Source organism: Streptomyces glaucescens, from assembly GCF_000761215.1.
Taxonomy (GTDB): Bacteria; Actinomycetota; Actinomycetes; order Streptomycetales; family Streptomycetaceae; genus Streptomyces; species Streptomyces glaucescens_B.
The window spans coordinates 3,784,880-3,808,687 of sequence record NZ_CP009438.1 but is presented as its reverse complement, the minus strand read 5'-3'; the positions used below and the strand labels follow the sequence as shown (position 1 = coordinate 3,808,687).

Sequence of the window (23,808 nt, the reverse complement as noted above, 5' to 3'; positions counted from 1 at the left end):
TGTGCTCCTTGCCGCGGGGGTGGCCGGCGGGCCTCACCGCGTGGGGCGACCTCTCCCCGATCCCGCGTCGCGAGGGCGACCCCAGCCCTTAGACTCCCTCGCGTGACACGCCGCGGGCCGGTTGGCAAGATGGCCCGAGCGGTCGGCAAGGTGCGGTAACAGGGAGGAAGCGTCTCGTGAGCAGCAGGCCACCCCGAGGCGCTGCTCGCCTCGCAGCCATACTCGACGCGCTGCCCGACGCGTTGGTCCTGGTCAACGCCAACGGAACCGTGGTCAACGCCAACGCCATCGCCCTGGAGGCCTTCGAGGCGCCGGGCACCGCCCTGGTCGGGCGCGGGCTGCTGGACCTGCTGCCCCAGTTCGACTCCAAGCTCATCCCCGGTTCCATGCGGCGGCCCGACCACATGGACCCGCGCGGGCGGACCAAGCCGACCCGGATGACGGCCCGCCGCACCGACGGAACCGAGTTCCCGGTCGAGGTCACGTCCGCGAACCTGGAGAGCGGCCAGCAGGCCTACGACGGCTACGGCCACACCGGCGACGAGCTGCTGATGCTGGTCGTCCGCGACCTGTCCGGCACCGTCGACACCGAGGCCGAGCTGGCCCGCTCGCAGCGGCAGACGGAGATGATCCTGCGGGCCGCGGGAGAGGGCGTCGTCGGCACCGACACCGACGGGCGGATCGTCCTGGTCAACCCGGCCGCCGCGCAGATCCTGGGCTACCGGGCCAGCGACCTCGGCGGCAAGCAGCTCCACGACCTCTTCCTGCACTCGCGCGCCGACGGCTCCCCCTTCCCGTACGACGAGTCCCCGCTCGCCGACACCCTGCGGTCCGGGCGCAAGCACCGGGTGCGCGGCCAGGTGCTGTGGTCCAAGAGCGGCGACAAGGTGCCGGTCGACCTGACCACCGCGCCGGTGCGCGACGGCGACCAGCTGGTCGGCGCGGTGATGACGTTCCTCGACCGGCGGCCGTACGACGCGCTGGTGGAGGAGAAGGAGGCGGCCGAGCAGCGGCACGCGGAGGAGCTGGAGCGGCTCGCCGAGAGCCACGCCTCCGACCTGACCGCGCTGCGCCAGCAGCACGTCACCGAGCTGGAGGAGCTGCGCGAGCGGCACGCGGAGGAGCTGGCCGCGGGCGAGGATCGGTACGCCGCGCTCGCCGAGCGGGAGAAGGACCGCTACGAGGCACTGGCCGGACGGTACGAGCAGCTCCTCACCCTGCTGGGCACCTCCCTGCGTGGGCCCCTCGACGAACTGCGCCGGGAGCTGTCCGCCCTCGCCGCGGACGACGCCGGCCAGCTGTGGCCGGAGGCCAACCAGGTCCTCCACCACCTGTCCGCCGGGTACTCCCGCATCACCACGCTGATCGACAACGTCCTCGGCTACCAGCGCCTCGACTCCGGCGGCGGCGGAATCACCCGGACGAAGGTGATGCTGGACGCCGTGGTCGCCACCGGTGTCGACGGGGCCGTGGAGCTGATCGGGCCGGGACGGGTGCAGTTCGCGGTGCACGCCCCGCCCATCGAGGCCGAGGTCGACGCGGCGCTGCTGGCGACCGCGCTCGCGCACCTCGTCGCCGACGTCGCCGGGGTCGACGCGACCGGGAACTCCCCGGTGTCGGCCGGCGGCTATCTGGACAACACCGTCGTGGTCGCGGCGGCGCAGCGGGGCGAGGTCGTACGGATCGAGGTGCGCGGGCCGTACTCCGGGGGCGACCCGGTGCACGAGCCGATCGTGCGCGGCATCGTGCGGGCACACGGCGGTGTGCTCCAGACGCACGAGGTGCCGGGCATGAGCGGCAGCGCCTACGTGCTCGAAGTGCCGCTCGGCGGGGGCGCGGGTGCCGTGTCCGCACCCGCTCCCGCTCCCGAGGACGACGCCGTCCCGGCTGCCGAGCGGACCTCCGGCGGCGGACGGCGACGGGCCCGCCGGGCCTCCACGGACGCCTTCCTGGACGCCGACCTGCCCGGTACGGCGGACGGCGCCGCGGAGGCCGGTCCTGAGCGGCCCGCCCCCGCCCCCACCGGCCGGCGGCGCAGGCGAGCGGCGGCCGGGGAGGCCGAGCCGCCCGCCCCCGCCGAACCGCCCGCCGCCGAGTCGCCGGAGCCCGGCAGCGGCACGGGCCGCCGGCGCGGCCGGGCCGCGGAGGACGCGGCGCGGGCCGCCGCCGGGGTGGCCGAGGGCGCCGTCGTCACCGCCGACGAGCACGCCGCGGGCACCGCCGCCGCGGGCACCGGCCTGGGCGGGACCGTTCCGCCGCAGGGCGTCCCCGCGCCCGGTGGCCGCCGGGCCCGGCGCGGCCCCGAGGAACAGCACGCCCTGCCGCCCGCGCTGCCCGCCGCGGCGGAGAAGGACATCCAGCCGACGGGGCGCCGTCGCCGGGCCCTGGCGGCGGCTCAGGAGCGCGCCGCGGCGCAGGAGGCCGGGCCGCGCACGGTGTTCGCCCTGCCGCCGGCCGACGCGGACCGGGCGCCCGACGGGCCGGAGCAGGAGAGCCGGCAGGACCGGCCGGGTCCTCCGGTGGCGCCGGTTCCGCCGGGGCAGCCCGTGCCGCCGGTTCCGCCGGGGCGGCAAGGACTCCCCGGGCAGGTGCCGCCCGCGTCCGTATCGCCCGGTGAGCAGGGCGGGCAGGTCCCGCGGTCCGTCCCGGGTCCGGCCGGCCCCCAGACCTCCGGAGCGCCCGGTGCCCCCGCCGCACAGCCGGCCCCCGCGCCGATGCCGATGCCGGTCCCCGTCCCGGCCGCCGGGGCGGCACAGCCGGTACCCGGCCCGCAGCCGCTCACCGGCGGGCCGGGCCGGCCGGTTCCCGCGCCGTCGCCGCACCAGGTGCCGCGGCAATCCGCCCCGGGAGGGGCGCCGGGCACTCCCGGCGCTCCCGGCTCGGTGACCCCGCCCGGCGTCACCCCGGTGTCCGGCGCCCCGGCGGCTCCCGGAGCCGACGACCACGGTCGGCACGACGCCGTGCCGCACGACCAGGCCGACGACCACACCCCGCCGCAGCCGCACCCCGTGAACGGGCCGACCGGCCGGCGCCGGCGGGCCGTCGCCGTGCCGCCGGAGCCGGCCGGGACGCCCGCGCAGGAGATCCCGGCCCGGTCCGACGCCGCGCGGACCGGCCAGGCCGGTGCCCCCCACGGTGCGCCGGAGCCGCCCCCTGGCCGTCCGCTGCCCGCCGCGCAGGGCCAGGCCGTACCGGCGGGCCCGGCGAACACCGCTTCCGGCACCGGGCACGTGACCGTCCCCCCGCAGGCCGCTTCCGGCACCGGGCACGTGACCGTCCCCCCGCAGGCCGTGTCCGGCACCGGGCACGTCACCGTCCCTCCGCAGGCGGCACCCGGCACGGGCCACGTCGCGGTGCCCGCGCAGGTCACCGCCGCCCAGCCGGTGGCGCACTCGGTCGCGATGCCCGCCGTCCAGCCGGTCGCCCATCCGCTGCCCGGCCAGCCGCTTCCGGCCGAGTCGGTCGCCGGGCCCGGGACGCCCGCCGCGGGCACCCCGGCTCCCCGGCCGTGGCCGGCCGCCGACGGGAACACCCCGGGCGCGGGCACCGCCGTACCGGCTCCCGGTGCCCACCCCGCCGCCGCTCCCGCGCAGGGCTCCGTGCCCCAGGCCCTGCACCCGACCCCGCCCGCCGTCCCCCTGCCGCCCGAGGCCACGAGCCCCGCCGCGCGGGTCGCCCAGCCGCTGCCCGCCGAGACGGCGCCGGTCGACCCCGACTCGACGCAGGGCCGGGCGATCAGCGTGCGCACCCTCGGCCAGGGCGTGCCGTTCAACCGGCAGGCCGCGCAGGCGCAGCAGCCGCCGGCCGCCACTCCCGCTCCGCACCAGCATTCGACCGCCACTCCGGCTCCGCACCAGCCGGGCGGCTCCGGGCGTCGCCGCAAGCTGGGCACCCCTCCGGAGCCGACCGCCGGGCGCCCGCATCCGGCGGCCGAGCAGCCCGCGCCCCAGCCGGTGCCGCCGGTGCCGCCCGTCCAGCCGCCGCGGCTGTCCGCGCAGGCCAGCGAGGGGGCGGGACGGTCGTACGCCATAGGCGCGCCGGACGAGAACGCCGCCGAGGGGCCCGAACCGCTGGACGGTCCGGGGGGAGCCGTGGAGGTGGCCGACACACCGCGTCCGCAGCCGATGGACGACGAGCTCCCGCCGGAGCCGCTGGACAATCCGCGGCGGCTGCTGGTGTGGCCCGCGCCCGACGTGAGCACCCAGCAGGCGCTGAGCGACCGCGGCTACCGGCCGGTGATCGTGCACTCGCGCGAGGAGGTCGACGCGCAGATCGCGGCCTTCCCCGCCGCGCTGTTCGTGGACCCGCTGACCGGGCCGATCACCCGGACCGCCCTGCAGTCGCTGCGGCAGGCCGCCGTCGCGGCCGAGGTGCCGGTGATGGTGACGGCCGGGCTGGGCCAGGCGTCACGGGACGCGGCGTACGGTGCCGATCCCGCCGTGCTGCTGAAGGCGCTCGCCCCGCGCGACAGCGAGCAGCACCCGCCGCGGGTGCTGCTGATCGAGGAGCACGCGGAGATCGCGCTGGCGCTGACCGCGACGCTGGAGCGGCGCGGGATGCAGGTGGCGCGGGCGGCGAGCGACACGGACGCGGTGACGCTGGCGGGGCAGTTCCGGCCGAACCTGGTCGTGATGGACCTGATGCAGGTGCACCGGCGGCGGGCCGGGATCGTGGACTGGCTGCGCGCGAACGGGCAGCTCAACCGCACTCCGCTGGTCGTCTACACGGCCGCCGTGGACCAGGCCGACCTGCCGCGGCTCGCCTCCGGCGAGACGGTGCTGTTCCTGGCGGAGCGGTCGACCAGCGCCGAGGTGCAGGCGCGGATCGTCGACCTGCTGGCGCGGATCGGGACGAACTAGCCGGACGCGGGACGGCCGGGCCGGTGGCCCGGCCGCGGTCGCCGCGCCGTGGTCACGGTCGTCGTGGTCGCGGTCGCCGTGGTCAGGCTCGTCGTGATCAGGCTCGTCGTGGTGCCGTCGAGGTGGTCACGCCCGCCATGGTCACCGGGCCACCAGCCTGCGGGCCGCTTCCTTGATCGACGTCCGGAGGCGGTCGCGGTCGGTGTCCTCGGGCCCGGTCAGGATGCGGGCCATCTGCGGCACGACGGTGGCCCAGTTGGCCAGGGCGGTCAGCAGGAGCAGCAGGTCGGGTGCGGGGATCGCGTCGGTGACGACGCCGCGGCGCCGGCCGTCCTCGAGGGCCGCGACCTTGCGGGCGTAGTGGTCCCGGCGCTCGGCCTCGTCGGGCAGTTCGGACGAGCCGTACTCGATGCCCTCCCAGAAGAGCAGGCGCAGCACCTCGGGGTGGGCGGCGTGGTAGTCGAGCAGGCGGTCGATCCAGGCCTCGATGTCGTCCGGGTCGACGGGCACCGAGGCGGCGAGGTCCAGCATCTTCTTCTCGAGGACGTGGGCGAACAGCGCCGCCTTGTTGCCGAAGTAGGCGTAGATCAGCTGCTTGTTGGCCTTGGCCTCGCTCGCGATGCGGTCGATGCGGGCGCCCGCGATGCCGTGGCGGGCGAACTCGGCGACCGCCGCCTCGAAGATCCGGGCCTTGGTGGCCTCGGGGTCCCTTGCTGCCATGGGAACAGAGTAGCGCGACGAGGCAACCAACCGTTTGGTTGACAGGGAATCCGGGGGCGGCGCAGACTGTTCCCCCACCGTCAACCAACCGGTTGGTTACTAGAGTCGGCTCGAAGGGTCCCCGCTCATGCCGTCACCGAGCAGCACCGCCCGCACCCCCGGCACCGCTCCCGCCGCACCCGCCGCACCCGCCGCATCGGCCGCACCCGGCGCGCCCGGTCCCTCCGCGCCCGAGGCCCGGGCGCCCGGACCCCGCACCGCGGTCCGCCCCGCCCCCGCCCTGTTCCTGATCCTCCTGGCCGTCTGCAGCGCGGTCACCGCCGCCAACATCTACCTGGCCGCCCCGCTGCTCACCCTCATCGCCCGCGACTTCGGCTCCACGCCCTCCGCCGTGGCCTGGATCGCCTCGGTCGCGCAGTTCGGCTACGCGCTCGGCCTGCTGCTCTTCGCCCCGCTCGGCGACACCGTGAACCGCCGCCGGCTGGTCACCGGCCTCACCCTCGCCACGGCGCTCGCGCTGGCCGCCGCCGCTGCGGCGCCCGGCTCCGCCGCCCTCGCCGCCGCCGTCCTCGTCGCCTCCGCGGCGACCGTCATCCCTCAGCTGCTCGTCCCGCTGGTCGCCGAACGCGCCCCCGCCGAGCGCCGGGGCCGCCATGTCGCGGTGGTGATCGCGGGGCTGTTCACCGGCATCGTCGCGGCCCGCGTCGCCGGCGGGCTCGGCGGGCAGGCCTTCGGCTGGCGCTGGGTGTTCGCGGGCGCGGCGGTCCTCACCCTCGCCCTGGGCCTGGCCACCTCACTCGTCCTGCCGTCGGAGCACCGGCCGCGCTCCGGCTCGCTCCTCGGCGGTGTCGCCGCGCTGCCCGGACTCGTCCGCCGCTCGCCGGACCTGTGGCGGGCCTGCGTGAGGCAGGCGGGGATGTTCGGCGCGTGGAGCGCGCTGTGGACGTCGCTGGCGCTGCTGCTGACCGGCCCCGAGTACGGCCTGTCGACGGCGACCGCCGGACTGGTCGGCCTCTTCGGGCTCACCGCGAGCGTGGTGGCGCCGCTGGCGGGCGGCCTGGTGGACCGGTTCGGCGCCGCGAAGGTCGTGCGCACCGCGTATCTGCTCGCCGCCGTTTCCGTGCCCCTGTTCTGGGCCGGGGGACATCTCCTCGCGGCACTGTTCGTGGCCGCGGTGCTGGTGCACGCGGCACTCGTCGCCTCGCACGTCGCCAACCAGACCCTGGCCCTGACCACCACCTCCACCCCGGCCGCCGCCAACACCGCGTACGTGGTGGCGGGTTTCGCGGGCGGCGCCGCCGCCTCGGCCCTCGCGGGCTCCGCCTACAGCCACTTCGGCTGGGGCGGGGTGTGCGGGGTGGCGGCGGCGTGGCTGCTGCTGGGGTGGGGGACGACCGCGGGACGGCGGTGAGGGCACGGACGTGTCACCGCCTCCGCGCGTCCGCCTCCGTTCCTCCGCCCGTCCCCCGTGTCCGCCCCCTCGCGCGGGCGGCCGTCGTACGACGCCGAGTGCGCCGTACGACGGCCAGGGCCCGGGGGGAACGGCATCCCGGCGGACGCGGCCGCCGGACCAGAGCCGGACCAGAGCCGGGTCAGAGCTTGGTGACGTCCAGCTCGCCCTCCGCGTACTGCTTGCGCAGCACCTTCTTGTCGAACTTGCCGACGGACGTCTTCGGCACCGTCGGGATGACCGTCCAGCGCTCCGGAAGCTGCCACTTGGCGATCTTGCCCTCGTCGGCGAGGAAGGCGCGCAGGGTCTCGAAGTCCGCGGTGGCGCCCTCCTTGAGGACGACCGTGGCCAGCGGGCGCTCGCCCCACTTGTCGTCCGGGACGGCGACGACCGCGGCCTCGGCGACGTCCGGGTGGGACATCAGCGCGTTCTCCAGCTCCACCGAGGAGATCCACTCGCCGCCGGACTTGATGACGTCCTTGGCGCGGTCGGTGAGGGTGAGGAAGCCGTCGGGGGAGATGGTGCCGACGTCGCCCGTCTTCAGCCAGCCGTCCTCGCTGAACTTGTCGGCGGGGCGCAGCGGCTCGGCGCCGGGGCCGTTGTAGTAGGCGCCGGCGATCCACGGGCCGCGGACCTCCAGCTCGCCCGCGGACTGCCCGTCCCACGGGATGCGCTCGCCGCCGGGACCGGTGAGGCGGGCCTCGACGCTCGCCGGGAAGCGGCCCTGGGTGAGCCGGTAGCCGAACTCCTCCTCGGTGCCCACGGCGTGGGCCGGCGGACGGGCGACCGTGCCGAGCGGCGAGGTCTCGGTCATGCCCCAGGCGTGGCAGACCCGCATGCCGAGCTTGTCGAAGGCCTCCATGAGGGAGGGCGGACAGGCGGAGCCGCCGATGGTGACCTGGGTGAGCGAGGCGACGTCGCGCGGCTTCGCGGTCAGCTCGGCGAGCAGGCCCTGCCAGATGGTGGGCACGGCCGCGGCGTGGGTCGGCTTCTCGCTCTCGATCATCTCGGCGAGCGGGGCGGGCTGCAGGAACCGGTCCGGCATGAGCAGGTTGACGCCGGTCATGAAGGTGGCGTGCGGGAGTCCCCAGGCGTTGACGTGGAACTGCGGCACGACCACCAGGGAGGTGTCCTGGTCGGTCAGGCCCATCGACTGGGCCATGTTGACCTGCATGGAGTGCAGGTAGACGGAGCGGTGGCTGTAGACCACGCCCTTGGGGTCGCCGGTGGTGCCGGAGGTGTAGCACATGGCGGCGGCCTGGCGCTCGTCCAGCTCGGGCCAGTCGTAGGCGGTCGGCTTGCCGGCGATCAGGTCCTCGTACTCGTGGACCGGCACGGTCGCTCCGGCGAGGAGGCCGCGGTCGCCGGGACCGGTGACCACGACGTGCTCGACGGTCTTCAGGTGCGGCAGCAGCGGCGCGAGCAGCGGCAGCAGGGAGCCGTTGGCGATGATCACCCGGTCGGCGGCGTGGTTGACGATCCAGGCCAGCTGCTCCGGGGGCAGGCGGAGGTTGAGGGTGTGCAGGACCGCGCCCATGGAGGGGATGGCGAAATAGGCCTCGACGTGCTCGGCGTTGTTCCACATCAACGTGGCCACGCGGTCGTCGTCGGCGACGCCGAGGTCCTCGCGCAGGGCGTGCGCCAGCTGTGCGGCGCGGGCGCCGATCTCGGCGTAGGAGCGGCGCTGCGGCTCTCCTTCGCCGGTCCAGGTGATCACCTGCGACGATCCGTGGATCGTGGACCCGTGGGCCAGGATCCTGGAGATCAGCAGCGGTACGTCCTGCATGGTGCTCAGCACGGCGTCCTCCCGGGGGCGACATTGCCTACGCGGCGGTAAGAGATGCGCTGATTCTGGCCGCATACCGCTCGGTATGTCACTAGGTGAAGGCCACCGATCTCGACGAACTTGTCACCTTGCGGTGGGACGGGCGCACTGCTATCGGACCGGTTCCAGCTCCGGGTCCTCGCGCAGCTTCCCCAGGGCCCGGGAGACCGCCGACTTCACCGTGCCGACCGAGACGCCGAGCACCTCGGCGGTCTGCGCCTCGCTCAGGTCCTCGTAGTACCGCAGGACGACCATCGCCCGCTGGCGCGCCGGCAGGCGCAGGATCGCCCGCCACATCGCGTCGTGCAGCGCCTGCCGCTCCGCCGGGTCGTTCCCGCCGGACACCGGCTCCGGCTCCGGCAGCTCGTCACAGGTGAACTCGTCGACCCTGCGCTTGCGCCACTGCGAGGTGCGGGTGTTCAGCAGGGCGCGGCGCACGTAGCCGTCGAGCGCGCGATGGTCCTCGATCCGGTCCCACGCGACGTAGGTCTTGGTCAGCGCGGTCTGCAGCAGATCCTCGGCGTCGCACGGGTTCGCGGTCAGCGACCGGGCGGTGCGCAGCAGCATCGGCTGACGGGCCCGCACGTACGACGAGAACGACGGGTACGTGGCGTGCGGCAGCGTCCGCGTGGCCGGCGTGGCCCACGTGGCGGCGTCCGGGGCGCCGGTGCAGACGAGTGTGGTCATGGCTCAACGCTAGGTTCGCCACCCCGCCGTCCTCATCGCCCGCAGGTCCCGAAGCGGAGTCCCCCTCAGGTTGTAGAGACGGCGGTTGCGGCACCTCCTGAAGGCGGACGAGGAGAGGAGGGAGCCTGGGGGATTTCCCCTGGGGGCTGCCGCCTCGGGCGTGCCGCGGGGCGTACGGCCGGGACCGGCGGACGTGTGAGCGGCGGGCGTGCGCGGGGCGGACGTGCGCGGGAGGCCTGTGCGGGTGGTCCGTGCGGGGCGGGAGGGAGCTGAGGCGCTTCGGCGCGAGCACGCCACCGGCCACCCCTCCTTCCCTTTTTCGAACGCACGTACGAACATGGATCCATGGCCACCATCGACCGGCAGGCCACGACGCTGGCCCTCGCCCACGCCCTGTCCGCCGCCGAACACGGCCTGGCCGTCATCCCCCTGTCCCGGAGGAAACTCCCGGCCCTGCGCTCCCCGCACCGTCTCGACCCGGTGCCCCTGCCCTGCCACGGCGAGTGCGGCCGGTTCGGGCACGGCGTCCACGACGCCTCCACCGACCCCGGCCGCATCCGCGCGCTCTTCGCCGCCGCCCCCTGGGCCACCGGTTACGGCATCGCCTGCGGCCTGCCCCCGCACCACCTGATCGGCATCGACCTGGACACCAAGTCGGGCACGGACGCCCCGGCGGCACTGCGGGAACTCGCCCTGCGGCACCTGTTCACCCTCCCCGCGACGGTCGTCGTCACCACCCCGAGCGGCGGCCGTCACCTCTGGCTGAGCGGACCACCGGACGTCGCCGTCCCCAACTCGGCCGGCCGTCTCGCCCCGGGCATCGACGTCCGGGGCGCCGGCGGTTACCTCGTCGGCCCCGGCTCCCGCACCGAGCACGGGGTGTACGGCACGGCGCCCGGCACCGCGCACCTCCCTCCGGCCCCGTGCCCGCCCGCCCTGCTGCGGCTGCTGCTGCCGCCTCCGCACACCACCGCGCGGTCCTCCCCATCAACCGCGGAACACCGCGGCCAGGGGGACGGACTGATCCAGTTCGTGCTGGCCGCGCACGAGGGCCAGCGCAACACCCGCCTGTTCTGGGCGGCCTGCCGCGCCTACGAGAACGGCATCGGCGCCGACCTGACCGCCTCCCTGGTCGAGGCGGCCCGCAGCACCGGCCTCACGGAACGCGAAGCCCGCGCGACGATCGCCTCGGCGGCCCGGCTGACCGCGCAACGACGCTGAGCGCGGGCCGCAGCCGCGGCCGTGCTCCTGAGGTGAACGGTCATGTCCCTGCCCCGCACACCCCGCGCGCGAGAGGGGCCTCGGACCAGTGATCCCGCGCGGAGATCAGGCAGGGGCACGTCGGTCAGCCCGGCAGGCCACTTCGGTGCGAGCCGCGCAGATCATTCGGCCCGGATGCAGATCCTCGGCCTGATCGTCGAGCAGAATCCGGCCTGTCTCGGTGGCGCGACGCGTGCGGCAGTGGCGTATCCGCAGAAGCCTCGGCTCATGGACGCGGGGGGCGAGGCGGCGGAGGATGTCGCCGCCTGTGAACTCCTCGGCTCCCGTTCGAGCACTGCTCGGTCACGGGCCCGGTGGTACGTGGCCCCACCAAACCCCGGCATACAGTCCAAGGTGCCTGTGCCCCCTCCGTGCCCGATCTAGGGGTAAGCCGCGGGAAATCACGGTCATCAGCGGACACTGCGCAACACGACGGCCCCTGACCGTATCGCCTGGTCAGAGGCCGTCTCGCTGCGCGGTGGGTGTGGGATTTGAACCCACGGTGACTTGCGCCACGACGGTTTTCAAGACCGTTCCCTTAGGCCGCTCGGGCAACCCACCTCTCGCCCCGTCCACCGGGGGCGGAGCGGGTACAGCGTACCGGGATCGGCTGGATCATGGGGGCGGTGGGCCGGGCCCCGCCCGCGACGGGGCCGCCCGCGGAAACGCCGCTCGCGACGGGCCGCGCCGTGCGGTGGTGTCAGCTGTCGCCGACGCGGCTGCCCAGGGTCAGTTCGACCGTGCGGGTCTTGCCGTCGCGCTCGTAGGTGATGGTGACCTTGTCGCCGGGCTTGTGGGTCCAGATCTCGCCGATCAGGGTGGGGCCGCTGTCGATCACCCTGTCGTCGAGCTTGGTGATCACGTCGCCGGGCTTCAGGCCGGCCTTGTCGGCGGGGCCGCCCGCCTCGACCGGCTCGGAGCCGCCCGCGCCGGTGTCGGTGATCTTCGCGCCGTCGGTGCTGTCCTCCAGGGAGACGGAGGCGCCGATCTTGGCGTAGACGGGCTTGCCGTTCTTGATCAGTTCCTGGGCGACGTACTTCGCCTGGTTGATCGGGATGGCGAAGCCGAGGCCGATGGAGCCGGACTGGCTGGTGCCGCCCAGGCCGTTCCCGGCGGACTGGATGGCGGAGTTGATGCCGATGACGTTGCCCTTGGCGTCCAGCAGCGGGCCGCCGGAGTTGCCGGGGTTGATCGAGGCGTCGGTCTGCAGGGCGCTCATGTAGGAGGCCTGGCTGCCGGTGCCGTCACTGGAGGCGACGGGGCGGTTCTTGGCGCTGATGATGCCGGTCGTCACCGTGTTGGACAGCCCGAAGGGGGCGCCGATGGCGATCGTGGAGTCACCGACGGCGACCTGGTCGGAGTTGCCCAGGGTGAGGGGCTTGAGTCCCGAGGGGGCGTTCTTGAGCTTGATCACCGCCACGTCGTAGCCCTGCGCGTTGCCGACGACCTCGGCGTCGTAGGTCTTGCCGCTGGGGAACGTGGCGGTCAGCTTGCCGCCGTCCACCGCGTCCGCCACGACGTGGTTGTTGGTGACGATGTGGCCCTGGGTGTCGAAGACGAATCCGGTGCCGGTGCCGCCCTCACCACTGCTGCTCTCCGCCTCGATGGTGACCGTGCTGGGCAGTGCCTGGGCGGCCACGGCCGCGATGGTGCCGGGGTCGCGCTTGAAGTCGCCGCCGCCGTCGGAGGAGGAGACGGTGGTGGAGCCGGAGCTGTCGTCGTTCTTGGCCAGCGTGTAGCCGAGTCCGCCGCCCAGGCCGCCCGCGACCAGCGCCGCCACCAGGATGCCGGCGAGCAGGCCGCCGCGTCCGCGCTTCGGGCCGGGCGACTGGGGCTGCTGGTACGGCGTGCCCCAGGGGGCGCCCGGAGCACCACCGCCGGGAACACCGGAGCCGCCGGGGACGCCCGGACCGTCGGCACCGTGAGCGCCGTACGCCGGGGGCTGCGCCGGGCCGGCCGGCGGGGGCGGGGGCGGCCAGCCGCTGTCGGGGGCGGAGCCGGGGACGGCGGAGGAAGGGGCCCCGGGGGAGGAGGCGTGCGGCGGTGCCGGGTCCGCGGCCGTGGGCGGGTGCTGGGCGGTCTCCGCCTGGGAGGAGGCCGCGGGGCTGTCCACCGGCACGGGAGGTGCGGACGGGGCCGGGGGGACCGCAGTGCCCTCGTTCTCGGTGCTCACAGCTCTTCTCCTCGATCCTCGGTCACGCAGCTGTGCCGGTCTTTTTGTATGCCGCCAGCTTTTCCCACGGGCCGTCAGGGCACCATAAGCCGTGCCTGTGCGTCCACGGTCCATCTTTATATAGGATCTTCTTATGACAAGCGCCGCATCTCAGGCGCCCAGAGGCTCCGACGACCCGACGCCTGCCCCGTCCCGGTGGCACCATGACGCGGTGACACCAGCACGACAGCACCGGATCCAAGTCGTCGCCCACCGCGGGGCCTCCGAGGAGGCTCCCGAGCACACCCTGGCCGCGTACAGGAAGGCGATCGAGGACGGTGCCGACGCCCTCGAATGTGACGTACGGCTGACCGCGGACGGCCACCTCGTCTGTGTGCACGACCGTCGGATCAACCGTACGTCCAACGGCCGCGGAGCGGTCTCCGCCCTGGAGCTCGCCGACCTCGCCGCCCTGGACTTCGGGTCCTGGAAGAAGACCCCCGCCGGTCGCGCCCGGACCGAGGACCCGGACTGGGAGCACCGCCCCGAGGACCCCGCCGAGACCTCCGTCCTCACCCTGGAGCGGCTGCTGGAGCTGGTCGCCGACGCCGGCCGCCGGGTGGAGCTGGCCATCGAGACCAAGCACCCCACGCGCTGGGCGGGCCAGGTCGAGGAGCGGCTGCTGCTGCTCCTGAAGCGGTTCGGCCTGGACGCCCCGGCCGCGCCCGAGGAGTCCCCGGTGCGGGTCATGAGCTTCTCGGCGCGCTCGCTGCACCGCGTGCGGGCCGCGTCCCCGACGCTGCCGACGGTCTATCTGATGCAGTTCGTCTCGCCGCGGCTGCGCGACGGACGGCTGCCCGCGGGGGTCGGCATCGCCGGCCCCTCGATCCGCATCGTCCGCAGCCACCCCATGTACGTCGAGCGGCTGCGGCGGGCCGGGCACCAGGTGCACGTCTGGACCGTGAACGAACCGGAGGACGTCGACCTCTGTGTCGGCCTGGGCGTGAACGCGATCATCACCAACCGGCCGCGCGCGGTGCTCCACCGGCTCGGCCGCTGACCGCGGCCCGTCCCCTCGGTGGCGTCCCGTGTGCGCGCCGTCCCGCCGGTCCTGTCGATCCCCCGCGAAAAGCCCGAAGGGGTCCGGGGAGTCTCCCGCCGGAGACTCCGGCCGGGAGTCCCCCGCCGGGCTGTCACGGGGAGTGCACCGGCGCGTTCGGGCCGTATTCGATCGTTGCGAATGCGTCACCGGAGGCGAATCGGCCGGTTTCCGGTTCAGGCCAATGGGGCATCCACTCCGTGGCGTGGGGCGAAGGAGGTCTCGGGGGTGGCGTTGGTGGTGGCACAGGAAGTGCCCACGTCGTCGAGCATGGCCGTACCCCATGGCCCTGCGGGCGTGGGTGCGGCAAGGCGCCGGATGCGTGACCAGTTGCGCAGGGGCGGGGTGGCGGAATCGGTCATCGACGACGCCGTGCTGATCCTTTCCGAACTGTTGAGCAATGCCTGCAAACACGGCCGGCCGCTGGGCGACGCCTTCGCCGGGGACGGCGACGTCCGTGCCGCGTGGCGGGTGGACCCGGCGGGCCGGCTGGTCGTCGAGGTGACGGACGGCGGCGGCCCGACCCGCCCCGCACCCGCCACCCCGTCGGTCACCGCCCATGGCGGCCGCGGGCTGAACATCATCACGGCCCTGGCCGACGACTGGGGCGTCCGGGACGACGTGCACGGCGAGGTCACCGTATGGGTCGTGGTCCACGAGGACGTCCACGATCCGGATGCCGGGCGGCGCCGCGACGACTTCGCTACGCGCGTCGCGGCACCCGCGGTGGCCGCCATGCCGGAGCTGGACTTCGCGGACGCCTTCGACGACCTGGACTGACGGGACGGGCGGGCGGCACCCGGCGCCGTCCGCAACACGGGTGCCGTCCGCGCATCCCGTCGGACATGGCGCAAACGGCTAGGCTCCCGCCGTACGAGACGAGCCGTCACCGGGAGACCCTCACCATGGCCAAGAAGCAACCCCAGACGAAGGCCAAGCGACCGCAGATCACCGACGGCGAGATCCCGGTCGTCGGCGCCCGCGAGCCCTGCCCCTGCGGAAGCGGCCGCCGTTACAAGGCATGCCACGGCCGGGCCGCCGCCCAGGCCGTCACCGAGCTGGTGCACCGCCCGTTCGAGGGGCTGCCGGGCGAGTGCGACTGGGTGGCCCTGCGCGAACTGGTGCCGGCCGCCACCGTCGAGCTGACGCTGAAGGACGGCCTGCCCGAGGGCGTCCCGTCGGTCACCCTGGCCACGGTGCTGCCGATGGCCTGGCCCGCCCTGCGCCGCGAGGACGGCTCGGTCCTGCTCGGCCTGCAGAACGACACGGCGTCCGGTGACATCAGCCGTGACCTCGCCGACACCCTCCAGCGCGCCCTTCAGGCCAAGCCGGGCACCCCGGTGCAGGGGCGCCGTGCCCCGGCCGACGGCCCGCGGCTCCAGGACCTGCTCGACCCCGCAGGCACGTTCGAGCCGGTGGTGCACAGCGGCTTCGAGTTCTGGGTGCCGGACGCGCAGAACGCCACCCCGGAGGTGACCGCCTCCCTGGAGCGGGCCAACGCCGCGGCCATCCCGACCGTCAAGCTGACCGGCGTCGACGCGGCGTACTGGTGCGAGACCCCGGAGAAGAACCACCTGCGCTGGGTCATGCCGCACCCGGAGGAGCAGCTTCTGGACGCCCTCGCGCGACTGCACGCGGCGGGGCGCTCCAGCCTCGGCGAGGGCACCCGCCTGGTGGGTTCCTTCCGTGCTCACGGGCTCACGGTGCCGGTCTGGGACCTGCCGAGCGGGGTCCTCGCCGAGGACGTCGAGAAGCCGGCGGCCGAGTTCGCCGAGCGCCTGGCCGCCGCGCTGGCGACGGACGCACCGCTCACCCCGGAGGAGCGCCGGGCGCGCGGCGGACTGACCAACCGGCAGGTCACGCTGAGCTGACGCCCGCCCGGGACACCCGGTCCGGCTGATCGACCGGTCAGTCGGACCGGCCCCTCCCCTGCGGCGGCCCGGACGACAACTCCGCGTGGAACAAGGCGAGTCGGGTGTCCGAATAGCCCAGGGAAAGAGGAGATCGAATTTGCGAACAGCCGATCTCTTGTTACCGTTCCAGTAGCCCGGTTGCTGGTGCATCCCCCGTCGCCAGCAACCGGGTCTTTCTGTGCCCGGCTCCGGGCACGCCCCGCCGCCGCGCGTCAACTCCCCGTGACCATGCCCGAGTTGCTGCCGGACCGCAGCAGCAGCGGCCCCTCGCCGCCGCGCCCCGCGAACTCCGCGACCGCCGTGTACTCCGCCGGGGACCCGCCGGTCTCCCGTGGCGTCTCGCAGCTCGCCGGCTCGTCCCGGGCGCCGATCACGCAGTGGATCCGCACGGTCCGCCCGCCGGGCCCCATCAGCGTCAGCGCGGCGTCCAGGGCCCGGCCGGTCGCGTTGCGGTAGTAGGCGCGCGCCCAGTTCTCCTCGCCCTGCGTCAGCACACAGGTCTGCGCCTCGATGCCGTCGGGCGCGGTGAGCTCGGGGCCGCAGCGGACGGCGGTGGACAGCCCGAGGCCGAGCGGGAGGCGTGCGCTCCGGGTGCCGGATCCGGCGTCGCCGCCCGGGTGCGACGGCGCCTTGGCGTCCCCGGATCCGGTGGACGTCCCGCGGTCCGCGAGGCCGGCACCCGTGCCGGTCCCCGCCGCGCGGCCGGGTCCCGGCGGGCCGCCGGACACGGTTCCCGGTGCACCGCCGGACCCAGCTCGGCCGCCCGGTCCCGTCACGTCCCCGGGCCCAGCCGGGCCGTCCGGTCCCGTCGCGTCCCAGGTCCTCGCCGAGTCCGCCGTGTCGCGTGGGGGCACCGATCCCGCCGAGGCGGCGGCCAGGGGCAACGCCACCGCGCACACCACCGCGCCCACCAGCATGAGCAGACGGGTGCGGGAGTCGTGGCGTCCGTGCGGTCGGGACCCGTGGCTCCCGGAGTGACGCTGCATGGACGGGACGATAACGAGCCCGGCCGCGCGCCCGGTCCCGCGCGCGCCCGACACCCTAGAACTCGGGCGCGCTCACACCCGTACGAGTGAGGGCGTCGACCACGGCGTCCACCACGGCCTCCACGCCCGGCACCCAGGGGGCCGCCGAGCCGGGCAGCGGGGCGCGCTCCCAGCGGATCCGCCCCTGGCCGGTCTCGGAGGGGGGCAGCGCGAGGTAGCCGCCCTCGCCGTGGAAGCGCAGCGAGCCGGGGACGAAGTCCTTGGCGTACAGCAGTTCGCCCAACTGCTCCATGGAGTACGGCCGGACGAGCACGGCCCAGCGGGTGGGCGAGGCGAGGACCGGGCCGAGGCGCATGCCCTGGCGGTCCAGCGCGTGCAGGGCGCGGGCGGCGGCGGGGGCGGGGAGGCTGACCGCGCACGGTGCCTTGCCGCCGGTGGCCAGGACGATCGGCGCCGTCGGCCGGTTGGCCCACCACCAGCGGATCATGCGCGCGTCGGTGGTGGCCGCGAGGAGGCCGGGGTCGAAGGGGTGGGCGCCGGGCACCGTGCACTCGGGGTCCGGGCAGCCGCAGCGGGCCTGGCCCTGCGGGTCGGTCCCCACGCCCGGGAGTACGGGCCACTGCCACTCGGCCGCGTAGGTCAGGGCCGCGTCGATCAGCTCACGCCTCCCGCCGTTCCGCCTGAACAGGAGCCTGCGTCGCCTTCCGAGGATCTCGCGCATGAGCGCTCGTTCCTTTCCGTTGCACGCCTGGCAACACCGTGGTCCACATCACATCATGTGTCGATCGCTTCACTGTGCGTACCTACTGGCGCATCACACCCCTGCGTCGCAGCGCGGGGGACCCCCAGAGGCCGAGCGTTGGCTGCCGTCGCCCGCTGCGTCTTGCACAAGCATGGGCGTGGCGTGGGGTGGCGAAGTGTGGCGTTTCGCCGTCTCGCGTATTTCTCTCCACCGCCGCCACGGGAGGATGGGGCACGGTCGTCGGTGGATAGGACGCCCGGGTCCGTCGCCAGGTTCCGGGTGGTTCCCAACCACCCCTGGCCTTCACCGAGTAGGTACCCATCACGACCGCTGTGACGCTCCGTCGAGCTAGGCCAGTCGACCGCAATATGCGCTTACTCGGGGCAGTTTCAAGCCAACTTTGCCGTTTCGCAAGGGGGGCGACGCGGTTCCCCGAAACCGCACGGACACCAGGAATCCCACCAGGACAATGCTGGACATCCCCTCATGACTGCGTGTACATGTGGAGACATTGCCAGCGGCGCAGATTGACATGGGGGTTTGCGATGCTTTTGAGCAATACGCGCCGGTCGGAAAGCCGTACGCCATGAACGCCCCGCACCCTCCGAAAGTGGCCGGAATCGATTCCACGGTTCCCGCGCCCTCACACACTGTCGCGCCCGCGCCCCTGGCCACGGGCGTGCCCGCCGCCACCACCGGGCCGGGAGCCCTCCTCCAGGACCGGCTCGCCGGCTGGGTCTCCGACCTCACCACCCTGCACGAACTCACCGAACGCCTGGCCCGCACCGGTTCCCTCGCGGACGCGCTCCAGGAACTGGGCCGCGCCGGAGCCGCCCTGGTGGGCGCCCGCCGCGGACTGGTCGTCCTCGAACCCGCCGACGGCCTGGACCCCCGCGGCACCGTCGGCCTGGGCCTCGGCCCCGCGGATCTCGGCCATCTGGAGACCGTCCCGCGCGGCTCCCTCCCCTACGGCGACCTCCTCGATACGCCCCCCGGCCGGCCCGGCGGCGTCACCGAGAGTCTCCACCCCGACCTGTTCGCCGAGGAGGGGCTCGACCCGCGCCACCGCGAGGTGGCCGCCCGCCTCGGCTACGCCGCCAGCTACGCCGTCCCCCTGTCCACCGAGTCCGCGGGCCGCCTGGGCGCCGCCGCCTGGCTCTACGACGAGCCCGCCGAGCCCGTCGAACGACAGCGCCACCTCGTCGGCCTGTACACCCGCTACGCCACCGAACACCTGGCCCGGCTGCTGGAGGTCGAGCGCACGCGCGCGTGCATGGCGACGATCGCCGAGGAACTGCTCCCCTCCCGGCTGCCCCGGGTCTGCGGGATGCAGCTCGCCGCACGGCACCGCACCGGCCCGCGCGGCGGCGGCGACTGGTACGACGCGCTGCCGCTGCCGGACGCCGCGCTCGGGCTGGCGGTGGGGTCCGTGACCGGGTCGGGGCCGAGCGCGGTCGCCGCCATGGGACGACTGCGCGCCTCGCTGCGGGCGTACGCCGTGATGGAGGGCGAGGACCCGGTCGCCGTCCTGTCCGACCTGGAGCTGCTGCTCCGGCTGACCGAGCCGGCCCGCTCGGCGACCGCCCTGTTCGCGTTCTGCGAGCCCGCCTCGCGCAAGATCACGCTGGCCGGCGCCGGGCACGCCCCGCCCCTGCTGATCGGCGAGCGGCGCACCGAGTTCGTGGAGACCTCCGTCTCCGCCCCGCTCGGGATGCTGGCCTGCTGGGAGGCGCCCAGCGTGGAGCTGTACGCGGAGCCCGGGGACACGGTCCTGCTGTACACCGACGGGCTGCTGCACCGCACCGGCGACCCCGCCGACCGCGCCTTCGCCCGGCTGCACGCGGCCGCCGCCGGGCTGCCCCGCGCCAAGCGGCGCGACCCTGAGGCGATCGTCGACCACGTGCTGCGCGCGGTGCTGCCGGACGGGCCGGCCGGCGCCGGCGGCGAGGAGGACGTCGTGCTGCTCGCGGCCCGGTTCGAGTGAGCGGACGGCGGCGGATCCTTCCCCCTGGGCCTCCACCCGTACGACCGTACGATGGTGGAGGTCCAGCGCCGTACCTAGGAGGATGACCGTGGCCGAGGAGCTCCCGGACGCGAACAACCATGCTGCCACCGCAGCGGAGCCGGAGACGGCCGAGGAAGAGCCGATCAAGCAGCGGAAGAACGGACTGTACCCGGGCGTGTCCGACGAACTGGCGGAGAACATGCGGTCCGGGTGGGCCGACACCGAGCTGCACGACCTGCAGCCGATCGCCCAGGCCGCCGAGACGGCCGCCCGCCGCGCCGCGCTGTCCGCCCGGTTCCCCGGCGAGCGCCTGGTGATCCCGGCCGGCAACCTCAAGACCCGCTCGAACGACACGGAGTACCCCTTCCGCGCGTCGGTCGAGTACGCCTACCTCACCGGCAACCAGACCGAGGACGGCGTCCTGGTCCTGGAGCCGACCTCCGACGGTCACTCGGAGACCATCTACCTGCTGCCCCGCTCCGACCGCGAGAACGGGGAGTTCTGGCTGGACGGCCAGGGCGAGCTGTGGGTCGGCCGCCGTCACTCCCTCACCGAGGCCGAGAAGCTGTACGGCATCCCCGCCTCCGACGTGCGCGAGCTGACCGGCAGGCTGCGCGAGGCCACCGGCCCGGTCCGCGTGGTGCGCGGCTACGACGCGGGTGTCGAAGCCGCCCTGACCGACAAGGTCACCGCCGAGCGGGACGAGGAGCTGCGGGTCTTCCTCTCCGAGATGCGGCTGGTCAAGGACGACTTCGAGGTCGGCGAGCTGCAGAAGGCCGTCGACTCGACCGTGCGCGGCTTCGAGGACGTGGTGAAGGTCCTCGACAAGGCGCAGGCGACCTCCGAGCGGTACATCGAGGGCACCTTCTTCCTCCGCGCGCGGGTGGAGGGCAACGACGTCGGCTACGGCACCATCGCCGCCGCCGGGCCGCACGCCTGCACGCTGCACTGGGTGCGCAACGACGGGCCCGTGCGCTCCGGTGACCTGCTGCTGCTCGACGCCGGTGTGGAGACGCACACGTACTACACCGCCGACGTCACCCGCACGCTGCCCGTCAACGGCCGCTTCACCGAGATCCAGAAGAAGATCTACGACGCCGTGTACGACGCCCAGGAGGCCGGCATCGCGGCGGTGAAGCCGGGCGCCAAGTACCGCGACTTCCACGACGCCGCCCAGCGCGTGCTCGCCGAGCGGCTGGTCGAGTGGGGGCTCGTCGAGGGCCCGGTCGAGCGGGTGCTGGAACTCGGCCTCCAGCGCCGCTGGACGCTGCACGGCACCGGGCACATGCTCGGCATGGACGTCCACGACTGCGCCGCCGCGCGGACCGAGACGTACGTCGACGGCACGCTGGAGCCGGGCATGTGCCTGACCGTCGAGCCGGGGCTGTACTTCCAGGCCGACGACCTGACCGTGCCGGAGGAGTACCGCGGCATCGGGGTGCGCATCGAGGACGACATCCTCGTCACCGAGGACGGCAACCGGAACCTCAGCGCGGCGCTGCCGCGGCGCTCCGCCGAGGTCGAGGAGTGGATGGCCGCGCTGAAGGGCTGAGGCGGGGGCCGGGCGCCGCGGGGTGCCCGGCCATCGTTCGCCGGGGGTGCCGCGGAGGGGGGCCGGTCACGGCCGCCCTCCGCGGCACCTGGGCTCAGGACGCGGTCATCAGCGGCGCGTCCGCACGCCACTTGAGCATCTTGTCGAAGCTGACCACCGCGCCGCCCCGGCCGGGCTGGTTGGTGAAGCGGACGTGGTCCGCCAGCTCCTGGATGAGGCACAGGCCGCGGCCGTGCTCGGCCTCGTCGGACGGCCGCGGGTGGGTCGTGGTGGTGAATCCGGGGCCCGAGTCGGTCACCTCGATCCGGCACTTCTCGCCGTCCAGGTAGGCGGTGACCCGGTACCCCCCGCAGGAATGGCCGCCCCCGTGCTCCACGGCGTTGGCGCACGCCTCGGTGAGGGCGACGCAGAGGTCGTAGGAGACATCGGGGTCGACGCCCGCCGTCTCCATCGTGCCGATCAGCAGGCGCCGGGCGAGCGGAACGCTCGCGGCATCGCGCCGAAGATGGAGTGACCACCAGATGCTCATGCTCCAGCCTCCTGGGCGCCGGCTTCATGGCCGCGGCTCGACATACCGTTACGTATTACCGCGCGCACCCGCGTGTAAGCCCTGAGTCAGCGTGACGCCGCCCATACGGGGGATGTGCCGGGAGCGCCAAACGGTGTATGTGGGGCCGAATGCGTCAGTCGGTGATTTCGCGGACCTGCCGTACGGCGGCCACCGGGCCAGTGGGATGATGAGCCCGCCATGTCTGCCCCCCACCAGCGCTCGGCGCGTTCCGGAGACGGTCTCCGGCTGCTGCGGGCCGCGGTCTTCGCCGCGGTCTGCGTCGTGCTGGCCGCGGCCGGTCACGCGATCGCGTCCTGCGCCGCGGTGCCGCTGTGGACGCTGGGCGCGGGATTCCTCGGCGCGGTGCTGGTCACCGCGCCGCTCGCCGGGCGCGAGCGGTCGCTGCCGGGGATCGCGGCGCTCCTGGCGGCCGGGCAGACGGTCCTGCACATGCTCTTCGGGCTGGGGCAGCACGGTACGGCGGGCACGGCGGCGCCGGCCTCCGCGGCGGCGGACGCCTCGCTGGTCGAACAGGCCGCGCGGCTGGTGTGCGGCACGGCCGCCGCGGCCCTCAGTCCCGCCCAGGCGCAGCGGATCCTCGCGGACGCCCGGATCGATCCGGCCGCGCACCTCGCCCACCAGCCGGCGGACGCGCTGTCCACCGCGGCCGGGTCACCGGCCGCGCTGCTGCCCTCCGTGCCGATGCTGCTCGGCCATCTGCTGGCGGCCCTGGCGGCCGGCTGGCTGCTGCGACGCGGGGACCTCGCGCTGCTGCGCATCCTCGGGGTGTCGGCGGACGTCCTCGCCGACGGGGCGCTCGTACGGTCCCTGCGGGCGGCGCTCGCGCTGGTGCGCGCGCTGTGCGCCGGGCTCCCGGCCGCGCCGCGCACCGGTCCGCGCCCGTGCGCCGTACCGCCCGCGTTCCCCGGGCCCCGCACGCTCGCACTCCAGCACACGGTGATCCGGCGCGGCCCGCCGGCCGGCGGGTTCCTCCTCGCCGCCTGACGCGCCGCGCCCGCCACTGCCCACCCGAGGCGGAGGGGCCGCCGTCGCGCGGCACGCGCACGCGTGCGCACCCGTCCTGCACGGTGGTGCGCCGCCACGCGCGCGTATCTCTCCCCAGCAACGACCACCGGTCCTCAGCGGGACCACCGGTCCTCTCACTCGGAGTGGAGTGCTCATCGCCATGAAGGCTTCCCGTATCGCCGCCGCCGGCGCCGTCGCCGCCTCGGCCGTCCTCGCCCTGTCCGTGCCCGCCTTCGCACACGTCACCGTGCAGCCGGAGGGAACGGCCGCCAAGGGCGGCTACGCGGTCGTCGACTTCCGGGTCCCCAACGAGCGGGACGACGCCTCGACCACCCGGCTGGAGGTCAGCTTCCCGGCCGACCACCCGCTGACCTCGGCGCTGCCGGTGCCGGTCGACGGCTGGAAGATCAAGGTGGACAAGACCACGCTCGACAAGCCGATCGAGTCGCACGGCGAGAAGATCACGGAGGCCGTCTCCAGGATCACCTGGACGGCCGAGGGCAAGGGCATCGAGCCCGGCTACCTCCAGAAGTTCCCGGTCTCCATCGGCCAGCTCCCCGAGGACGCGGACGAGCTGGTCTTCAAGGCGATCCAGACGTACTCCGACAAGGAGGTCGTGCGCTGGATCGAGGTGCCGCAGGAGGGCCAGGAAGAGCCGGAGAGCCCGGCGCCCGTGCTGGCCCTGTCCGCCGCCGAGGACGACCACCACGGCGGCTCCGGGTCGCCGGACGCGGCCGAGGAGGCCGCCGACGACGCCGAGGCGGCCGCGCAGGAGACCGCCTCCGAGGAGTCCGGCGACACCTCCGACACCACCGCCCGGGTCCTCGGCATCGTCGGCATCGTCGTCGGCGCCGCCGGGGTGGCGTACGGCGTGCTGGCCGGCCGCCGGCGCACCGCCGCCTGAGGCCCGTTTCCGCTCGCGGTGGGTGCCGGGGCCCGCGTACGGCCCCGGCACCCGCCGGGCAACTCACATCCAGGACGA

General features: G+C 74.6%; 17 protein-coding genes and 1 tRNA gene. 10 read left to right on the top strand and 8 right to left on the bottom strand.

All coding sequences use genetic code 11. The features are described from left to right. Nucleotides 1-176: 176 nt before the first annotated feature. Nucleotides 177-4,859, top strand: a complete 4,683-nt coding sequence (locus SGLAU_RS16495) for a PAS domain-containing protein (RefSeq protein ID WP_078957739.1) — start codon at nucleotides 177-179, stop codon at nucleotides 4,857-4,859. Nucleotides 4,860-5,000: 141 nt separating this feature from the next. On the opposite strand, the gene SGLAU_RS16490 is transcribed toward SGLAU_RS16495, so the two are convergent. Next, the gene (locus SGLAU_RS16490; protein ID WP_043502286.1) at nucleotides 5,001-5,579 is read right to left on the bottom strand and encodes a TetR/AcrR family transcriptional regulator; all 579 of its coding nucleotides are present in this window, start codon (nucleotides 5,577-5,579) and stop codon (nucleotides 5,001-5,003) included. A 127-nt stretch (nucleotides 5,580-5,706) separates the two neighbouring features. Here SGLAU_RS16490 and SGLAU_RS16485 point away from each other — a divergent pair, with 127 nt between their 5' ends. Further along, nucleotides 5,707-6,990, top strand: a complete 1,284-nt coding sequence (locus SGLAU_RS16485; protein ID WP_052413777.1) for an MFS transporter — start codon at nucleotides 5,707-5,709, stop codon at nucleotides 6,988-6,990. Between the two features lie 181 nt (nucleotides 6,991-7,171). Here SGLAU_RS16485 and SGLAU_RS16480 read toward each other — a convergent pair whose 3' ends face one another. Both SGLAU_RS16480 and SGLAU_RS16475 read right to left on the bottom strand, forming a co-directional pair. After that, nucleotides 7,172-8,815: a long-chain fatty acid--CoA ligase gene (locus SGLAU_RS16480; RefSeq protein ID WP_043506676.1), complete on the bottom strand. Its 1,644-nt coding sequence runs from the start codon at nucleotides 8,813-8,815 to the stop codon at nucleotides 7,172-7,174. 150 nt (nucleotides 8,816-8,965) lie between these two features. After that, nucleotides 8,966-9,541 carry a SigE family RNA polymerase sigma factor gene (locus SGLAU_RS16475; RefSeq protein WP_043502283.1) on the bottom strand — a complete coding sequence of 192 codons (576 nt, stop codon included), beginning with the start codon at nucleotides 9,539-9,541 and terminating at the stop codon, nucleotides 8,966-8,968. Between the two features lie 345 nt (nucleotides 9,542-9,886). On the opposite strand from SGLAU_RS16475, the gene SGLAU_RS16470 reads away from it, so the two are divergent. Beyond that, complete coding sequence (locus SGLAU_RS16470) at nucleotides 9,887-10,762, top strand: bifunctional DNA primase/polymerase (RefSeq protein WP_043502279.1); 876 nt, start codon at nucleotides 9,887-9,889, stop codon at nucleotides 10,760-10,762. A gap of 515 nt (nucleotides 10,763-11,277) precedes the next feature. Here the strand turns inward: SGLAU_RS16470 and SGLAU_RS16465 are convergent. Together SGLAU_RS16465 and SGLAU_RS16460 are read right to left on the bottom strand one after the other, a co-directional pair. After that, a tRNA-Ser gene (locus SGLAU_RS16465) sits at nucleotides 11,278-11,362 on the bottom strand. Between the two features lie 139 nt (nucleotides 11,363-11,501). Further along, nucleotides 11,502-12,974, bottom strand: a complete 1,473-nt coding sequence (locus tag SGLAU_RS16460) for a S1C family serine protease (RefSeq protein ID WP_043502276.1) — start codon at nucleotides 12,972-12,974, stop codon at nucleotides 11,502-11,504. A gap of 211 nt (nucleotides 12,975-13,185) precedes the next feature. Between SGLAU_RS16460 and SGLAU_RS16455 the strand changes: the two genes are divergently transcribed. The 3 genes from SGLAU_RS16455 (at nucleotide 13,186) to SGLAU_RS16445 (ending at nucleotide 15,923) form a co-directional block, all read left to right on the top strand. After that, nucleotides 13,186-14,013 carry a glycerophosphodiester phosphodiesterase gene (locus SGLAU_RS16455; RefSeq protein ID WP_043502272.1) on the top strand — a complete coding sequence of 276 codons (828 nt, stop codon included), beginning with the start codon at nucleotides 13,186-13,188 and terminating at the stop codon, nucleotides 14,011-14,013. Nucleotides 14,014-14,193: 180 nt separating this feature from the next. Continuing rightward, a complete protein-coding gene (locus SGLAU_RS16450; protein ID WP_043502269.1) occupies nucleotides 14,194-14,832 on the top strand; it encodes an ATP-binding protein in 639 nt (212 codons plus the stop codon). 125 nt (nucleotides 14,833-14,957) lie between these two features. Further along, on the top strand, nucleotides 14,958-15,923 hold the full coding sequence (locus SGLAU_RS16445) for a DUF5926 family protein (protein ID WP_043502268.1): 966 nt from the start codon (nucleotides 14,958-14,960) through the stop codon (nucleotides 15,921-15,923). 254 nt (nucleotides 15,924-16,177) lie between these two features. Here SGLAU_RS16445 and SGLAU_RS16440 read toward each other — a convergent pair whose 3' ends face one another. Further along, complete coding sequence (locus tag SGLAU_RS16440) at nucleotides 16,178-16,951, bottom strand: hypothetical protein (RefSeq protein WP_052413776.1); 774 nt, start codon at nucleotides 16,949-16,951, stop codon at nucleotides 16,178-16,180. A 55-nt stretch (nucleotides 16,952-17,006) separates the two neighbouring features. Then, entirely contained in the window at nucleotides 17,007-17,672 is a 666-nt protein-coding gene (locus SGLAU_RS16435; RefSeq protein ID WP_043502267.1) for a bifunctional DNA primase/polymerase, read from the bottom strand. A 553-nt stretch (nucleotides 17,673-18,225) separates the two neighbouring features. Here SGLAU_RS16435 and SGLAU_RS16430 point away from each other — a divergent pair. Further along, nucleotides 18,226-19,677 (top strand): PP2C family protein-serine/threonine phosphatase, encoded by a 1,452-nt coding sequence (locus tag SGLAU_RS16430; RefSeq protein WP_078957738.1) that lies wholly within the window; start codon nucleotides 18,226-18,228, stop codon nucleotides 19,675-19,677. Between the two features lie 82 nt (nucleotides 19,678-19,759). Continuing rightward, nucleotides 19,760-21,250, top strand: coding sequence for an aminopeptidase P family protein (locus SGLAU_RS16425; protein ID WP_043502265.1), 1,491 nt, complete (start codon nucleotides 19,760-19,762; stop codon nucleotides 21,248-21,250). 94 nt (nucleotides 21,251-21,344) lie between these two features. Here the strand turns inward: SGLAU_RS16425 and SGLAU_RS16420 are convergent, their stop codons facing one another. Then, nucleotides 21,345-21,779, bottom strand: a complete 435-nt coding sequence (locus SGLAU_RS16420) for an ATP-binding protein (protein WP_043502263.1) — start codon at nucleotides 21,777-21,779, stop codon at nucleotides 21,345-21,347. Nucleotides 21,780-21,998: 219 nt separating this feature from the next. Here SGLAU_RS16420 and SGLAU_RS16415 point away from each other — a divergent pair, with 219 nt between their 5' ends. Both SGLAU_RS16415 and SGLAU_RS16410 read left to right on the top strand, forming a co-directional pair. Next, a complete protein-coding gene (locus SGLAU_RS16415) occupies nucleotides 21,999-22,805 on the top strand; it encodes a hypothetical protein (RefSeq protein ID WP_043502261.1) in 807 nt (268 codons plus the stop codon). Between the two features lie 181 nt (nucleotides 22,806-22,986). Beyond that, nucleotides 22,987-23,730 carry a YcnI family protein gene (locus tag SGLAU_RS16410; protein ID WP_043506674.1) on the top strand — a complete coding sequence of 248 codons (744 nt, stop codon included), beginning with the start codon at nucleotides 22,987-22,989 and terminating at the stop codon, nucleotides 23,728-23,730. Nucleotides 23,731-23,808 lie beyond the last annotated feature (78 nt).

What these genes read in the sequence shown, in the direction of transcription:
- SGLAU_RS16490 (WP_043502286.1), bottom strand. Translation starts at nt 5,579, where the DNA reads ATGGCAGCAAGGGACCCCGAGGCCACCAAGGCCCGGATCTTCGAGGCG.
- SGLAU_RS16485 (WP_052413777.1), top strand. Translation starts at nt 5,707, where the DNA reads ATGCCGTCACCGAGCAGCACCGCCCGCACCCCCGGCACCGCTCCCGCC.
- SGLAU_RS16480 (WP_043506676.1), bottom strand. Translation starts at nt 8,815, where the DNA reads ATGCAGGACGTACCGCTGCTGATCTCCAGGATCCTGGCCCACGGGTCC.
- SGLAU_RS16475 (WP_043502283.1), bottom strand. Translation starts at nt 9,541, where the DNA reads ATGACCACACTCGTCTGCACCGGCGCCCCGGACGCCGCCACGTGGGCC.
- SGLAU_RS16470 (WP_043502279.1), top strand. Translation starts at nt 9,887, where the DNA reads ATGGCCACCATCGACCGGCAGGCCACGACGCTGGCCCTCGCCCACGCC.
- SGLAU_RS16450 (WP_043502269.1), top strand. Translation starts at nt 14,194, where the DNA reads ATGCGTCACCGGAGGCGAATCGGCCGGTTTCCGGTTCAGGCCAATGGG.
- SGLAU_RS16445 (WP_043502268.1), top strand. Translation starts at nt 14,958, where the DNA reads ATGGCCAAGAAGCAACCCCAGACGAAGGCCAAGCGACCGCAGATCACC.
- SGLAU_RS16440 (WP_052413776.1), bottom strand. Translation starts at nt 16,951, where the DNA reads ATGCAGCGTCACTCCGGGAGCCACGGGTCCCGACCGCACGGACGCCAC.
- SGLAU_RS16435 (WP_043502267.1), bottom strand. Translation starts at nt 17,672, where the DNA reads ATGCGCGAGATCCTCGGAAGGCGACGCAGGCTCCTGTTCAGGCGGAAC.
- SGLAU_RS16430 (WP_078957738.1), top strand. Translation starts at nt 18,226, where the DNA reads ATGGGGGTTTGCGATGCTTTTGAGCAATACGCGCCGGTCGGAAAGCCG.
- SGLAU_RS16425 (WP_043502265.1), top strand. Translation starts at nt 19,760, where the DNA reads ATGACCGTGGCCGAGGAGCTCCCGGACGCGAACAACCATGCTGCCACC.
- SGLAU_RS16420 (WP_043502263.1), bottom strand. Translation starts at nt 21,779, where the DNA reads ATGAGCATCTGGTGGTCACTCCATCTTCGGCGCGATGCCGCGAGCGTT.
- SGLAU_RS16415 (WP_043502261.1), top strand. Translation starts at nt 21,999, where the DNA reads ATGTCTGCCCCCCACCAGCGCTCGGCGCGTTCCGGAGACGGTCTCCGG.
- SGLAU_RS16410 (WP_043506674.1), top strand. Translation starts at nt 22,987, where the DNA reads ATGAAGGCTTCCCGTATCGCCGCCGCCGGCGCCGTCGCCGCCTCGGCC.